The 13,000-nt window shown below is 61.4% G+C and carries 16 protein-coding genes; 13 read left to right on the top strand and 3 right to left on the bottom strand.

Annotated features, from left to right (window positions below; genetic code table 11):
• The first annotated feature begins 2 nt into the window (after positions 1–2).
• Both CAF65_RS15175 and CAF65_RS15170 read left to right on the top strand, forming a co-directional pair.
• Positions 3–488: a chemotaxis protein CheW gene (locus CAF65_RS15175; RefSeq protein ID WP_007980742.1), complete on the top strand. Its 486-nt coding sequence runs from the start codon at positions 3–5 to the stop codon at positions 486–488.
• Positions 489–881: a DUF2802 domain-containing protein gene (locus CAF65_RS15170; RefSeq protein WP_085716988.1), complete on the top strand. Its 393-nt coding sequence runs from the start codon at positions 489–491 to the stop codon at positions 879–881.
• Between the two features lie 259 nt (positions 882–1,140).
• On the opposite strand, the gene CAF65_RS15165 is transcribed toward CAF65_RS15170, so the two are convergent.
• Together CAF65_RS15165 and CAF65_RS15160 are read right to left on the bottom strand one after the other, a co-directional pair.
• Positions 1,141–1,470: an EscU/YscU/HrcU family type III secretion system export apparatus switch protein gene (locus CAF65_RS15165; protein ID WP_085716987.1), complete on the bottom strand. Its 330-nt coding sequence runs from the start codon at positions 1,468–1,470 to the stop codon at positions 1,141–1,143.
• Entirely contained in the window at positions 1,467–3,041 is a 1,575-nt protein-coding gene (locus tag CAF65_RS15160; RefSeq protein WP_085716986.1) for a flagellar hook-length control protein FliK, read from the bottom strand. Before CAF65_RS15160 ends, CAF65_RS15165 begins: the two co-directional genes overlap by 4 nt.
• A 199-nt stretch (positions 3,042–3,240) precedes the next feature.
• Between CAF65_RS15160 and ccmA the strand changes: the two genes are divergently transcribed.
• From ccmA to phnN, 11 genes are all read left to right on the top strand, one after another.
• The gene (ccmA, locus tag CAF65_RS15155; RefSeq protein ID WP_085716985.1) at positions 3,241–3,876 is read left to right on the top strand and encodes a cytochrome c biogenesis heme-transporting ATPase CcmA; all 636 of its coding nucleotides are present in this window, start codon (positions 3,241–3,243) and stop codon (positions 3,874–3,876) included.
• A complete protein-coding gene (ccmB, locus tag CAF65_RS15150; RefSeq protein ID WP_007983326.1) occupies positions 3,873–4,541 on the top strand; it encodes a heme exporter protein CcmB in 669 nt (222 codons plus the stop codon). The genes ccmA and ccmB overlap by 4 nt, the downstream gene beginning before the upstream one ends.
• Positions 4,542–4,614: 73 nt before the next feature.
• On the top strand, positions 4,615–5,370 hold the full coding sequence (locus CAF65_RS15145; RefSeq protein WP_085716984.1) for a heme ABC transporter permease: 756 nt from the start codon (positions 4,615–4,617) through the stop codon (positions 5,368–5,370).
• Complete coding sequence (gene ccmD, locus CAF65_RS15140; protein WP_007980758.1) at positions 5,367–5,543, top strand: heme exporter protein CcmD; 177 nt, start codon at positions 5,367–5,369, stop codon at positions 5,541–5,543. The genes CAF65_RS15145 and ccmD overlap by 4 nt, the downstream gene beginning before the upstream one ends.
• Positions 5,540–5,995: a cytochrome c maturation protein CcmE gene (ccmE, locus tag CAF65_RS15135; RefSeq protein ID WP_085716983.1), complete on the top strand. Its 456-nt coding sequence runs from the start codon at positions 5,540–5,542 to the stop codon at positions 5,993–5,995. Before ccmD ends, ccmE begins: the two co-directional genes overlap by 4 nt.
• A gap of 3 nt (positions 5,996–5,998) precedes the next feature.
• Positions 5,999–7,987 (top strand): heme lyase CcmF/NrfE family subunit, encoded by a 1,989-nt coding sequence (locus tag CAF65_RS15130; protein ID WP_085716982.1) that lies wholly within the window; start codon positions 5,999–6,001, stop codon positions 7,985–7,987.
• Positions 7,984–8,520 carry a DsbE family thiol:disulfide interchange protein gene (locus CAF65_RS15125; RefSeq protein ID WP_085716981.1) on the top strand — a complete coding sequence of 179 codons (537 nt, stop codon included), beginning with the start codon at positions 7,984–7,986 and terminating at the stop codon, positions 8,518–8,520. Before CAF65_RS15130 ends, CAF65_RS15125 begins: the two co-directional genes overlap by 4 nt.
• Complete coding sequence (locus CAF65_RS15120; RefSeq protein ID WP_085716980.1) at positions 8,517–8,990, top strand: cytochrome c-type biogenesis protein; 474 nt, start codon at positions 8,517–8,519, stop codon at positions 8,988–8,990. The genes CAF65_RS15125 and CAF65_RS15120 overlap by 4 nt, the downstream gene beginning before the upstream one ends.
• Positions 8,983–10,185 carry a c-type cytochrome biogenesis protein CcmI gene (ccmI, locus tag CAF65_RS15115; RefSeq protein WP_085716979.1) on the top strand — a complete coding sequence of 401 codons (1,203 nt, stop codon included), beginning with the start codon at positions 8,983–8,985 and terminating at the stop codon, positions 10,183–10,185. Before CAF65_RS15120 ends, ccmI begins: the two co-directional genes overlap by 8 nt.
• Before the next feature lie 15 nt (positions 10,186–10,200).
• Entirely contained in the window at positions 10,201–10,608 is a 408-nt protein-coding gene (locus CAF65_RS15110; RefSeq protein ID WP_085716978.1) for a hypothetical protein, read from the top strand.
• 917 nt (positions 10,609–11,525) lie between these two features.
• Positions 11,526–12,077: a phosphonate metabolism protein/1,5-bisphosphokinase (PRPP-forming) PhnN gene (gene phnN / locus CAF65_RS15100; protein ID WP_085716976.1), complete on the top strand. Its 552-nt coding sequence runs from the start codon at positions 11,526–11,528 to the stop codon at positions 12,075–12,077.
• Between the two features lie 15 nt (positions 12,078–12,092).
• Here the strand turns inward: phnN and CAF65_RS15095 are convergent, their stop codons facing one another.
• Complete coding sequence (locus tag CAF65_RS15095) at positions 12,093–12,977, bottom strand: LysR family transcriptional regulator (RefSeq protein ID WP_085716975.1); 885 nt, start codon at positions 12,975–12,977, stop codon at positions 12,093–12,095.
• Positions 12,978–13,000: the final 23 nt, after the last annotated feature.

Raw genomic sequence — 13,000 nt, 5'->3', positions numbered from 1 at the left:
GTATGAATGATAAGGCGACGGCGGCAAAAGGGTCCGAAGATCCGATCCTGCAATGGGTAACTTTCAAGCTGGACAACGAAACCTACGGCATCAATGTGATGCGCGTTCAGGAAGTCCTGCGCTACACCGAAATCGCCCCGGTGCCGGGTGCTCCGAGCTATGTGCTGGGCATCATCAACCTGCGCGGCAACGTCGTCACCGTGATCGACACCCGTCAGCGCTTCGGCCTGATGAATGCCGAGATCAGCGACAACACCCGTATCGTCATCATCGAAGCCGACAAACAGGTGGTCGGGATCATGGTCGACAGCGTGGCCGAAGTGGTTTACCTGCGTCAGTCGGAAATCGAAACCGCGCCGAACGTGGGTAACGAAGAGTCCGCCAAGTTCATTCAAGGCGTGTGCAACAAGAACAACGAACTGCTCATCCTGGTCGAGCTCGACAAGATGATGAGCGAAGAAGAATGGTCGGAACTGGAGAGTATCTGATTGATTCTCGAGGTTGCGGTCATTGTCCTGTTCCTGTTCTGGGCAGGCACGCTGGCAATGTTCCTGGCATACATTCGCGGTCAAAAGCAGATCGCCGCGCAACAGGCCCAGGGTGATGCGCTGCGCGATCAGCGCATCAAGGACCTGGGCAAACGCGTCGACGACTACCAGAACGGCAATGTGCGCATGGGTGAAGACCTGCATGAGCTACGCGCGATCATTGCGCCACTGCCGGATAAACTCGCCCGGCTGGAACAGCGTGATCCTTCCAGTCTGTCGTTTGCCCAGGCGGCGCGACTGGTGGGGATGGGCGCCAGCGTCGACGAACTGACCCAGTCCTGCGGCCTGACCCAGGCTGAGGCGGAGTTGATGAGTAAGTTGCACAGAAACTGAGTTTTGCGGTCTGGCTGAAATCGCTTTCGCGAGCAGGCTCGCTCCGACAGTAGTTCTATGTCGGACACGGAACATGTGTTCACCTGTAGGAGCGAGCTTGCTCGCGATGGACGTTAGCGAAGACTCGGGCTTCCTGGAGAAGCGCGGCGCTCATGCTTCCATCGCGAGCAATCGAGCGTCGACCGGCTGCTCCTACAGTGGTTCTATGTCGGACATGGAACATGAGTTCATAGGTAGGAGCGATGGCGTCCACGAATCCTCAGTAATCATCCCCGAGTCCGGTCACATCCTTCTCCACCTTCAACCCATCCGGATCCTGCCCCGCCGGAAACTTCCCCTTCAGATTCCACGCAAACGCAATGATCTCGGCAATCGTCAGATAGAGCTCCTGCGCAATACTGTCCCCCAGCTCCATACGCGCCAGCAGTCTCACCAGCTCGGCGTTTTCGTAGATCGGTACTTCGCAGTCACGGGCAATGCGCAGGATTTCTTCGGCCAGTTCTTCGTCGCCCTTGGCGGTGAGGGTGGGGGCGTGGGTGCCGTCGTATTTGAGGGCGATGGCCTGGCGTGGGGCGTTGGGGTTATTCATGCGGTTTCATCCACCCAGCGTTGTTCGAGGCGGGTTTGCGGGCCTTGGGGTGGTGTGCCGAGGTGGCATTCCAGGTCGCCGACGTTCAGGCCGGCGGACAGCAAGCGGTCACGTAGCGTGCTCAGATTGCTTTCGATCAGGCTGGCGGTGTAAGGCCGCTCTGCCCAGAGCTGGCTGGAGAGGCTGCCCTTGATCAATTGCGCCTGAACTTGCAGCGACCCCAAAGGCTCCATCGCGAAGGCCAACTCCACTCGCCACAGCTGTTGCCTGGTTTCGCGTTCTTCGCGACGCTCCTTTGGCTGCTCTTTTTCGGGCGCGTCTTCACGCTGGAACTTGACTTGCAACGGCACGATGTCCTGCATATTGCGCATCGGGATTTCCAACTGCCAGGTGCTCATCAGGCGTCCGTCGGCGGTTACGCCGGTTTGTTCCAGGCTCGACAGCTGATGGCTTTGCAGGCGTGAAACCGCAGCGGCGGCCAAACGCAGCAGGTGCTCAAGATCGTCTTCGCCTTCCGCGCTTTGCAACAGGCGTTCGGGCAGCGGGAAACCGGTCGGCGACGGTTTGGCACTGACCTGCCCGAGCATGCCCAGGGCATTGCGAACAAAATTCGGCATGGCCTGGGCCAGGGTATTGGCGGCGATGATCGCGCCGAGGCTAGTGTTGGCCGGCAACCCCTGACTCAATTGCGCAACCAGTTTCAGAAGGTCGCCTTTCATGTCCGGTGCGAGCGTCGGGTTTTGCCCGGTCAGCAGCTTGCTTTCGAGAAACACACCACTGCTGGCCAAGGCCTGGGCCAGGCCCTTGGGGGTGCTCAATTGCTGGGCATCCGGTAGGCCGGCGAGCAGCAGGGCGGCGGCGCTGCGCAATTCAACGGACGTCTGGTCCGAAGCCGGCAGGTTCTGCAGGAGCTTGAGCAAGACGTCCAGTGAGCCCTGGCGGCTTTGCTGGTCGACCAGTTGCCGGGTCACCGCCAGTTGTTCCTGGCGGCTGCTCAGTGGCACGAATTTCACGGTCTGGGCGTCTTGCACCTGTGCGCTCAACAAGGTGCCGATGCGCAAGGGCTGCGGACTGTCGATGCTCAGGGTGCTGCCGCTCAGTGCGGTATTGAGCAGGCTCACCATCGAACGAAACACCATGGGCTGGCCGGGCACCTGCGGCAGTACTTGCAAGGTCAATACCTTGCCCTGTAGCAAGGTGCCAACGGGCAGTTGCGCGGTGTCGAGGCGGGTGAGGGTGGCGACGCTGGAGGCAATGGCCTGTTGTACCGTCACCGCCAGATTGCCGGCCGAAGGTTGGGTGACGACCAGCGTGGTGCCCTGGGCCAGCGGTTGATTGCCGGTGGTCTGGACCGTGGTCTGGCGACCGCTGTCGAGGGTGACCTTGAGCAGCATCTGGAAAGTCTGGTCCGCCTGCTTGAGCGACAATACTTCGGCCTGGGCGGTTTGACCGACGCTGATCAGCCCCTCCACCGGCGTCAGCAACTTGAGCAACTCACCGCTGACCACCTGCGCACGTGAAGTCACCGGGACGGTTTGCGCTAGCGGGAGGATGTTCATTTCGCCTGTCATACGCGGTCACAACCTGAGGAAAATGCACTCTTTAGACTAAGGCCCGGCATGTATAATGCGGCGCCGTTGTATCCAAAAATGGCGAAAATTTTGCAATTGTTTGACGCAGCTCTCTAGAACAAGACGTCATTGCATCTATGCTGCATCTCTTTAACGGCCGCGCCAGTGCCGACTTGAACCGTATAAGGCCCGTGAACCCTTGACCAGTCCAGTCCTGCAAACCGTTGCCCTTGCCTGTGAGCGAGACCTTCGGCTGCTCTTCGAAAATCTCGATTTGAGACTGGCCAGTGGCGAAATGGTGCAAATCAGCGGCCCCAACGGCAGTGGCAAGACCAGTCTGTTGCGCCTGCTTTCAGGTTTGATGCACCCGACCGCCGGTCAAGTGCTGCTCAACGGCAAGCCCCTTGATGAGCAGCGCACTGAGCTGGCGCGCAACCTGCTGTGGATCGGCCATGCGGCGGGAATCAAGGATTTGCTGACGCCGGAAGAGAACCTGAGCTGGCTCTGCGCCCTGCATCAACCGGCCTCCCATGAAGCGATCTGGCAAGCCCTGGCGGCGGTCGGATTGCGCGGTTTCGAAGATGTTCCCTGCCACACCCTGTCCGCTGGCCAGCGGCGCCGCGTCGCACTGGCGCGTTTGTATCTGGACAGCCCGCCGCTGTGGATTCTCGATGAACCGTTCACTGCGCTCGACAAGCAAGGCGTGGCGCAACTCGAAGAACACCTGGCCGCTCACTGCGAACGTGGCGGCATGGTCGTGTTGACCACCCACCACACGCTGAGCCGGATGCCGGCCGCTTATCGCGACATCGATCTGGGGAATTGGGCCGTATGAGTGTTTTTGGCCTGTTGGTCGCCCGTGAGGCCCGTCTGCTGTTCCGCCGCCCGGCGGAGCTGGCGAATCCGCTGGTGTTTTTCGCCATCGTCGTTTCCCTGTTCCCGTTGGCGGTAGGACCCGAGTCTCAATTGTTGCAAACCTTGTCTCCGGGGTTGGTCTGGGTCGCGGCACTTTTATCGGTTCTGCTCTCGCTGGACGGGCTTTTCCGCAGTGATTTCGAAGACGGATCCCTTGAACAGTGGGTCCTTTCGCCGCACCCCCTGCCTCTTCTGGTATTGGCCAAAGTGCTGGCACACTGGGCTTTTTCCGGCCTGGCACTGGTTTTGCTCGCACCCTTGCTGGCATTGATGCTCGGTTTGCCTGCCGCCTGTCTGCCGGTGTTGCTGCTTTCGTTGCTGCTCGGTACACCGGTACTGAGCCTGCTCGGTGCGGTGGGTGCGGCACTGACAGTAGGTTTGAAGCGTGGTGGCCTTTTGCTAGCGCTGCTGATTCTGCCGCTGTACATCCCGGTATTGATCCTTGGCAGTGGCGCCTTGCAGGCGGCCTTGCAGGGCATGCCGGCGACCGGTTATCTCCTGTGGCTTGGTAGCCTGACCGCCCTGGCGATAACCCTGACACCTTTTGCAATAGCTGCTGGCCTGAAGATCAGCGTCGGCGAATAATGAGGTCTGGTTGTTTTTTGACCAGTAAAGACCCTGGCTCTTCACAGTAAAGAGCAACCGTGATGGAAACAGTATGAACTGGACGTGGTTTCACAAGCTCGGCTCGCCCAAATGGTTTTACGGCATCAGCGGCAAAATGCTGCCCTGGCTGAGCATCGCGGCGTTGCTGCTGATCAGCGTTGGCGTGGTCTGGGGCCTGGCCTTCGCGCCGCCGGACTATCAGCAGGGCAACAGCTTTCGCATCATCTATATCCACGTCCCGGCCGCCATGCTGGCGCAGTCCATCTATGTGATGCTGGCCGTGTGCGGCATCGTCGGGCTGGTGTGGAAAATGAAACTGGCCGACGTCGCCCTGCAATGTGCCGCACCGATCGGCGCGTGGATGACCGCCGTAGCGCTGGTCACCGGCGCGATCTGGGGCAAGCCGACCTGGGGTTCGTGGTGGGTCTGGGATGCACGCCTTACGTCCATGTTGATTCTGCTGTTCCTGTACTTCGGTCTCATTGCGCTGGGCAACGCGATCAGCAATCGTGACAGCGCGGCCAAGGCCTGTGCGGTACTGGCGATTGTCGGCGTGATCAACATCCCGATCATCAAGTACTCGGTGGAGTGGTGGAACACCCTGCACCAGGGCGCGACCTTCACCCTCACTGAAAAACCGGCGATGCCCGCCGAAATGTGGCTGCCCTTGCTGTTGACGGTATTGGGCTTCTACTGTTTCTTCGGCGCGGTGTTGCTGCTGCGCATGCGTCTGGAAGTGCTCAAGCGCGAGGCCCGGGCCAGTTGGGTCAAGGCCGAAGTGGAAAACAGCCTGGAGGTCGCTCGATGAGTTTTGCTTCATTCGGCGACTTCATCGCCATGGGCCATCATGGCCTGTATGTCTGGTCAGCCTATGGCATCTGCCTGGCGGTGCTGGCCCTCAACGTGGCGGCGCCGATCCTGGCCCGCAAGCGGTATCTGCAACAAGAGGCGCGTCGTTTGCGCCGGGAGAACGGCAAGTGAATCCGCTGCGCAAAAAGCGTCTTATCATCATTCTCGCGATTCTGGTCGGGGTCGGCGCTGCCGTCGGCCTGGCCCTGAGCGCCCTGCAGCAGAACATCAATCTGTTTTACACACCAACCCAGATTGCCAACGGCGAAGCCCCGCTGGACACGCGCATTCGCGCTGGCGGCATGGTCGAGAAGGGCTCGCTGGAGCGTTCCAGCGATTCCCTGGACGTGAAGTTCGTCGTCACCGACTTCAACAAGTCCGTGACCATCACTTATCGCGGCATCCTTCCGGACCTGTTCCGCGAAGGGCAGGGCATCGTCGCCCTGGGCAAGCTCAATGCCGATGGTGTGGTGGTGGCCGATGAAGTGCTGGCCAAGCACGACGAGAAGTACATGCCGCCGGAAGTGACCAAGGCATTGAAAGACAGCAGTCAATCGGCTCCAACGCCCGCGAAGGAGGGTTGATCCATGACATCCGGCATCTTTATTCCCGAGCTGGGTCATCTGGCGATGATCCTGGCCCTGTGCTTCGCCTTGGCCCAGGCCGTGGTACCGCTGCTCGGTGCGTGGCGCAATGACCGCCTGTGGATGAGCCTGGCCCAGCCAGCGGCCTGGGGCCAGTTCACCTTTCTGGTGTTTGCCTTCGGTTGCCTGACCTACGCCTTCATGGTCGATGACTTCTCTGTGGCCTATGTGGCCAACAACTCCAACAGCGCGTTGCCGTGGTACTACAAGTTCAGCGCCGTGTGGGGGGCCCACGAAGGTTCCTTGCTGTTGTGGGCCTTGATTCTCGGCGGCTGGACCTTTGCGGTGTCGGTGTTTTCCCGGCAGTTGCCGCAGGTCATGCTGGCCCGCGTGCTGGCGGTGATGGGCATGATCAGCACCGGTTTCCTGCTGTTCCTGATCATGACCTCCAACCCGTTCAAGCGCATCCTGCCGCAAGTGCCCGGCGACGGTGCCGACCTCAACCCGCTGCTGCAAGACATTGGCCTGATCGTGCACCCGCCGATGCTGTACATGGGCTACGTCGGTTTCTCGGTGGCCTTCGCCTTCGCCATTGCCGCGTTGATGGGCGGTCGCCTGGATGCCGCGTGGGCGCGCTGGTCGCGTCCGTGGACCATCGTGGCCTGGGCGTTCCTCGGCATTGGCATTACCTTGGGTTCGTGGTGGGCGTACTACGAACTCGGCTGGGGCGGCTGGTGGTTCTGGGACCCGGTGGAAAACGCCTCGTTCATGCCATGGCTGGTGGGCACCGCACTGATTCACTCGTTGGCGGTCACGGAAAAACGTGGTGTGTTCAAGAGCTGGACCGTGTTGCTGGCTATCGCTGCGTTCTCGCTGAGTCTGTTGGGTACTTTCCTTGTGCGTTCTGGCGTGCTGACGTCAGTGCACGCCTTTGCGTCCGATCCGGAGCGCGGGGTGTTCATCCTGATTTTCCTGCTGTTCGTGGTCGGTGGTTCTTTGACGCTGTTCGCCCTGCGCGCGCCGGTGGTCAAGAGCCAGGTGGGCTTCAACCTCTGGTCCCGGGAAACGCTGTTGCTGGGCAACAACCTGGTGCTGGTGGTGGCGGCATCGATGATTCTGCTCGGCACCCTGTACCCGCTGATTCTGGACGCCATGACCGGCGCCAAGCTGTCGGTCGGCCCGCCGTACTTCAACGCGCTGTTCATTCCGTTGATGGCGTTGCTGATGGTGGTGATGGCGGTCGGCGTGATCGTGCGCTGGAAGGACACCCCGGTGAAATGGCTGGTGAGCATGCTGACGCCGGTCTTGCTGGGCAGCGCCGCCATGGCCGTGGTGGCCGGCATCGCGTACGGCGATTTCAACTGGGCAGTGCTTGCCACCTTCATGCTCGCCGCCTGGGTGCTGCTGGCCGGTGCGCGTGACATCTTCGACAAGACCCGACACAAGGGCCTGATCAAAGGCCTGCCAACCCTGACCCGCAGCTACTGGGGCATGCAGATCGCGCACCTGGGTATTGCCGTGTGTGCGCTGGGTGTCGTGCTGTCGAGCCAGAACAGTGCCGAGCGTGACCTGCGCCTGGCGCCGGGCGAGTCCATGGACCTGGCGGGTTATCACTTCATCTTCGAAGGCGCCAAACACTTCGAAGGCCCGAACTTCACTTCCGACAAGGGCACCGTCCGGGTGATCCGCAACGGCAAGGAAGTCAGCGTGCTGCATCCGGAAAAGCGCCTGTACACCGTGCAGAACTCGGTGATGACCGAGGCCGGCATCGACGCCGGGTTCACCCGCGACCTCTACGTCGCCCTCGGCGAACCGCTGGGTAACGGTGCCTGGGCTGTGCGCGTGCACGTCAAGCCGTTCGTGCGCTGGATCTGGTTCGGTGGTTTGCTGACCGGTTTCGGTGGGTTGCTGGCGGCGCTGGATCGGCGTTATCGGGTCAAGGTAAAAAGCCGCGTGCGCGAAGCACTGGGCATGTCGGGAGCCACTGCATGAAGCGTTGGTTGATGTTGTTGCCACTGGCGATTTTTCTGGTGGTTGCCGTGTTTCTTTACCGTGGGTTGTACCTCGATCCGGCCGAGCTGCCCTCGGCAATGATCAACAAGCCGTTTCCGGAGTTTTCCCTGCCGGCGGTGCAGGGCGACAAGACCTTGACCCGCGCTGATATCCTCGGCAAACCGGCGCTGGTCAACGTCTGGGGCACCTGGTGCATTTCCTGCCGGGTCGAGCACCCGGTGTTGAACAAGCTGGCCCAACAGGGTGTGGTGATCTACGGCATCAACTACAAGGACACCAACGCCGATGCCTTGAAGTGGCTGACGGATTTTCATAACCCGTATGCTCTGGATATCCGTGACGACCAAGGCTCGCTGGGCCTGAACCTCGGTGTATACGGCGCGCCGGAAACCTTCTTCATCGACGCCAGGGGCATCATCCGTGACAAGTTCGTCGGTGTGATCGACGAGCAGGTCTGGCGCGAAAAACTGGCGGCCAAGTACCAGGCGCTGGTCGACGAGGTCAAGCCATGAAGCGCTGGATCGCTGCCGCCGTTCTTGGCTTGAGCATGGCGAGCGTGGCCCACGCGGCCATCGACACCTATGAGTTCGCCAAGGAGGGCGATCGCGAGCGTTTTCGCGAGCTGACCAAAGAGTTGCGTTGCCCCAAGTGCCAGAATCAGGACATCGCCGATTCCAACGCACCGATTGCCGCCGACCTGCGCAAAGAGATTTTCCGCATGCTCGGCGAGGGCAAGGACAACCAGCAGATCATCGACTTCATGGTCGACCGCTACGGTGATTTCGTCCGTTACAAACCGGCCCTGAATGCCAAGACTGCCTTGCTCTGGTTCGGCCCCGCCGGCTTGTTGCTGGGTGGTGTGGTGATCATTGCGGTGATCGTCCGCCGTCGTCGCGTGCAACGTGCCGACACCCCGGGCTCGCTTTCTGCCGAGGAGCGCTCGCGCCTCGACCACCTGTTGGATAAAACCAAGAATGATTGATTTCTGGCTCGCTGCAGGTCTGCTGCTTCTGGTTGCCCTGAGTTTTCTGTTGATCCCGGTGCTGCGCAGCCGTCGCGCCCAGCGTGAAGAGGATCGTACCGCCCTGAACGTGGCGCTTTATCAGGAACGCGTGGCTGAGTTGCAGGCTCAGCAGGAAGAGGGCGTGCTCGATGCGGCGCAAATGGACGCCGGTCGCGCCGAAGCCGCCCGTGAGTTGCTGGCGGACACCGAAGGCGCCGAAGCGCCGCAGGTATCGCGTCTGGGCAAACCCTTGCCGTTGCTGGCGGCCATTCTGGTGCCGGTGCTGGGCCTGGGCCTGTATCTGCATTTCGGTGCCAGCGACAAGGTCGAACTGACCCGCGAATTCTCCCAGGCACCCAAGTCGATGGAGGAGATGACCCAGCGCCTGGAGCGTGTAGTCGCCGCTCAGCCGGATTCCGCCGAAGGCACGTACTTCCTCGGTCGCGCCTACATGGCTCAGGATCGCCCGGCGGATGCGGCGAAGATGTTCGAGCGCACGGTGAACCTGGCCGGTCGTCAGCCCGAGCTGCTCGGTCAATGGGCCCAGGCCCAGTACTTCGCCGATGGCAAAAAGTGGTCGGACAAGGTCCAGGCCCTGACCGACGAAGCGCTCAAGGCCGATCCGAAGGAAGTCACCAGCCTCGGCCTGCTCGGCATCGCCGCGTTTGAGGGCGAGCGTTATCAGGACGCCATCGATTACTGGAATCGCCTGCTGGCGCAGTTGCCGCCGGACGACAAATCCCGCGAGGCGTTACAAGGCGGGATTATCCGGGCCACGGAGAAGCTGGTGGCCAGTGGCGGCAAGGCTGCACAAGCACCGGCGGCCAAGGCCTCGGCGTTGCTCAAGGTCAGCGTCGATCTGGCGGTGGACCTCAAGACCAAGGTCCAGCCTGGCGACAGCGTGTTCATCTTCGCCCGTGCGATCTCCGGTCCTCCGGCCCCGCTGGCGGTCAAGCGCATCACCGTGGCCGACCTGCCGGTGACCGTCGAACTGGGTGACGCCGACGCGATGATGCCGCAATTGAAACTGTCGAACTTCCCTGAAGTCCAACTGGTTGCGCGTATTTCCCGTGCCGGCAAACCCACCGCTGGCGAATGGATCGGTCGCAGCCAGCCCCTGGCCAGCAGCACCACCGCGCCGCAAACACTGACCATCGACAGCCCGGACAAATAACAGGAAAACGCAATCATGACCGCATTCGCTCGTATCACCCTGCTCAGCGTTGTTATGGGGTTAAGCGCTTGTGCGGTCCAGCAACCAGGGGAGCATGAGGCACCACCGCCGATCCCGCCGTCGCAACCAGGCACCAAGCCAGCGCCGTCGACGGTACCGGTCAAGCCAGCCACACCGGCCAAGCCAGCGAAACCGCTGCCGCGTACCTCGGCCAGTTTCGCGCCGCCACCGGGGGGTAACAGTCACTGGGATCCGAAGCTTGGGGTCTATGTGCTGGATGACCAGCCCAATACCTTCTATCGCCAGCGTACCTACTATCGCTGGGATAACGGCTGGAGCCGGTCGATCAGTCCGAAGGGGCCGTGGGAGGAGACTGATATTCACGGTGTGCCTGGGGGGCTGGGGCGGCAATTCGGGCAGTAACGTATTAAGGCGACTTTTGGGTCGCCTTTTTTGTACCTGCACTGGAATGTGATTGGCGGGTCGCTGCTGAAACCTGTAGGAGCGAGCCTGACTGTGTACATATCCGTTGCTGCGGTCATGGCGGCTTAGGGTTTCGCCCTTACGGCGACTCACTTTTTTTACAAGCGCCTAAAAAAAGTAAGCAAAAAAACGCTCGCCCCGAACGTCCGGCCCCTCGCCTGGGCTCGGGGTTCCTTCGCTCCGGCATTCATCCGGGGGCATTGCCCTCCGGTCGGCTTCGCGCGACCTACATGCAATGGGTTCGACTGCGTCGAACGGCGCTGCGCGCCTTTCCCCGGATGAACACCTCCACTCAGCCTGCCGAGGGGGCGGGTGGATCAAGATCAAGAGCGGCAGGCGAGCTAACGCTCGGCCTGTTGAATGGTGAAAAGCGTGGGGGTATGCCGACCTGCTTTTGCTCTGCTCTTCTCGCTCCTACAGGGGGAACGCGTTCATCTGTGGTTAGGTCGGCTGTCAGGCCGCCTCGCTTTGGCTTTTGATCTTCTTGCCCCCTCGAGAGACCGGAGCGAGGGGATGCCGAGCCTTGGCGAGGCACCGAACGTCAGGGGCAAGAGCCCTTGGTTACTTGGGGCTTTTCCAAGTAACCCGCCGTCAGGGCGGAACCCTAAGTGGCCGTTACCGCAGAAACGGATATGTACACCGGTAAAAAAACACGTCGCCCAACACCCCGACGCCGGATTGACCTGCGCTGCGAGGACACCCTCAGCGTATACCGTGACCCGTTGGAAAACCCGCTGGTGCAACCGCTGTCGGTGATGGATCATACGCCGGGCCTGCAGGCTGATCCGGTGCAAGCGCAATCAGGACGGTCTGCCGTGGGGCCGGCAAACAGGGCGACAAATGAAGAGGTTGGTTTGATGGCGGGCAGGTTGATCTATCTCATCGGGCCTTCAGGTTCGGGCAAGGACAGCCTGCTGGATGCTGCGCGAACACGGTTGGCCGAACGCGGCTGCCGCGTCGTGCGGCGGGTCATCACCCGTTCGGCGGAGGCCGTGGGCGAGGCGGCGCAGGGCGTCAGTGCACAGCAGTTCGCCGATATGGAGGCCCAGGGCGCATTCGCCCTGAGCTGGCACGCCAACGGGTTATCCTATGGCATCCCGCGGGAAATCGACGATTGGCTGGCCGCCGGGCAGGACGTACTGATCAATGGCTCTCGGGGGCATTTGCAGAACACGCGCCTGCGCTATCCGAACGCGTTGGTGCTGCTGTTGACTGTGGATCAGGCAGTACTGCGTCATCGCTTGCTGGAGCGCGGGCGGGAATCGCCGATCGAGATCGATCAGCGGTTGGCACGCAATGCCCGATTCAGCGAGCAACTGCTGGCGCAGGACCCGGCCGTGCACTTGCTCGACAACTCCGGGCCGCTTGAGCAAACGGTCGAACGGTTGCTGGTCTGCATTGACGAGTAACCCCCCGGCTGCCTGTCAGGCCTTTCTGGCCAACAGCCCCTGTACATACTCCACGAATGCCCGAGCCTTGGCGCTGGTCATTCTCCCCGTGGGGAAAACCGCCCACAAATCCAGGTTCGGCAGAGCCCAGTCCCTCATCACTTCCCGGACCGAACCGTCGGCCAGTTCCGGCGCAAACATCCATTGCGAGGCCATGGTCAGCCCTTGGTGGGTCAGCACGGCTTCACGCAGGCCTTCGGCGGCGTTGACGCGGATCCGGCCGCTGACGATGACCGATTGTTCCTCGCCGGCCTTGTTGAACGGCCAACTGGCGCCGCCGAGGGTATAGACGATTGCCTGGTGCTTGCACAGGTCGGTGGGGCAAGTGGGCTCGCCGTGTTTTTCGAAGTACGCCGGTGTACCCAGTACCATGCGCCGGCATTCGGCGATCTTGCGCGCAGTCAGGCCCGAGTCGCTCAGAGCACCCATGCGCAGGGCGATATCGACGCCTTCTTCCACCAGGTTGACGTTGCGATCATCGAGTATCAGGTCGATGTTCAACGCCGGGTTTTGCTCCAGGAAGGGACCCAGGTGCGGAACGATATGCAGCCGGCCGAAAGTGACAGCCGCGCAGATACGCAGGTTGCCACTCAGCCCGCTGGCGGAACCTCGAGCGGCGTTGTCGGCCTCGTCGGCTTCTTCGATGGCACGCTTTGCCCGTTCGAAAAAGGCCAGCCCGGCTTCGGTGGGCGTCAGCCCCCGGGTCGAACGCAGCAATAGCCGCACCGCCAACCGCGACTCGAGCTGCGCGATGGTTTTCGACACGGCCGGCTGGCCGATGTTCAGACGCCGTGCGGCGGCGGAAAACGAGCCGGTTTCCACCACGCAGACGAAGGTTTCCATTGCGCCGAGGCGGTCCATTCAGAGTCCCTGTACTGTTCTGA

Source organism: Pseudomonas sp. B28(2017) (genome assembly GCF_002113025.1).
Classification (GTDB): domain Bacteria; phylum Pseudomonadota; class Gammaproteobacteria; order Pseudomonadales; family Pseudomonadaceae; genus Aquipseudomonas.
The sequence above is the reverse complement of the archived record's forward strand: the minus strand, read 5'-3'. Positions and strand labels throughout refer to the sequence as shown.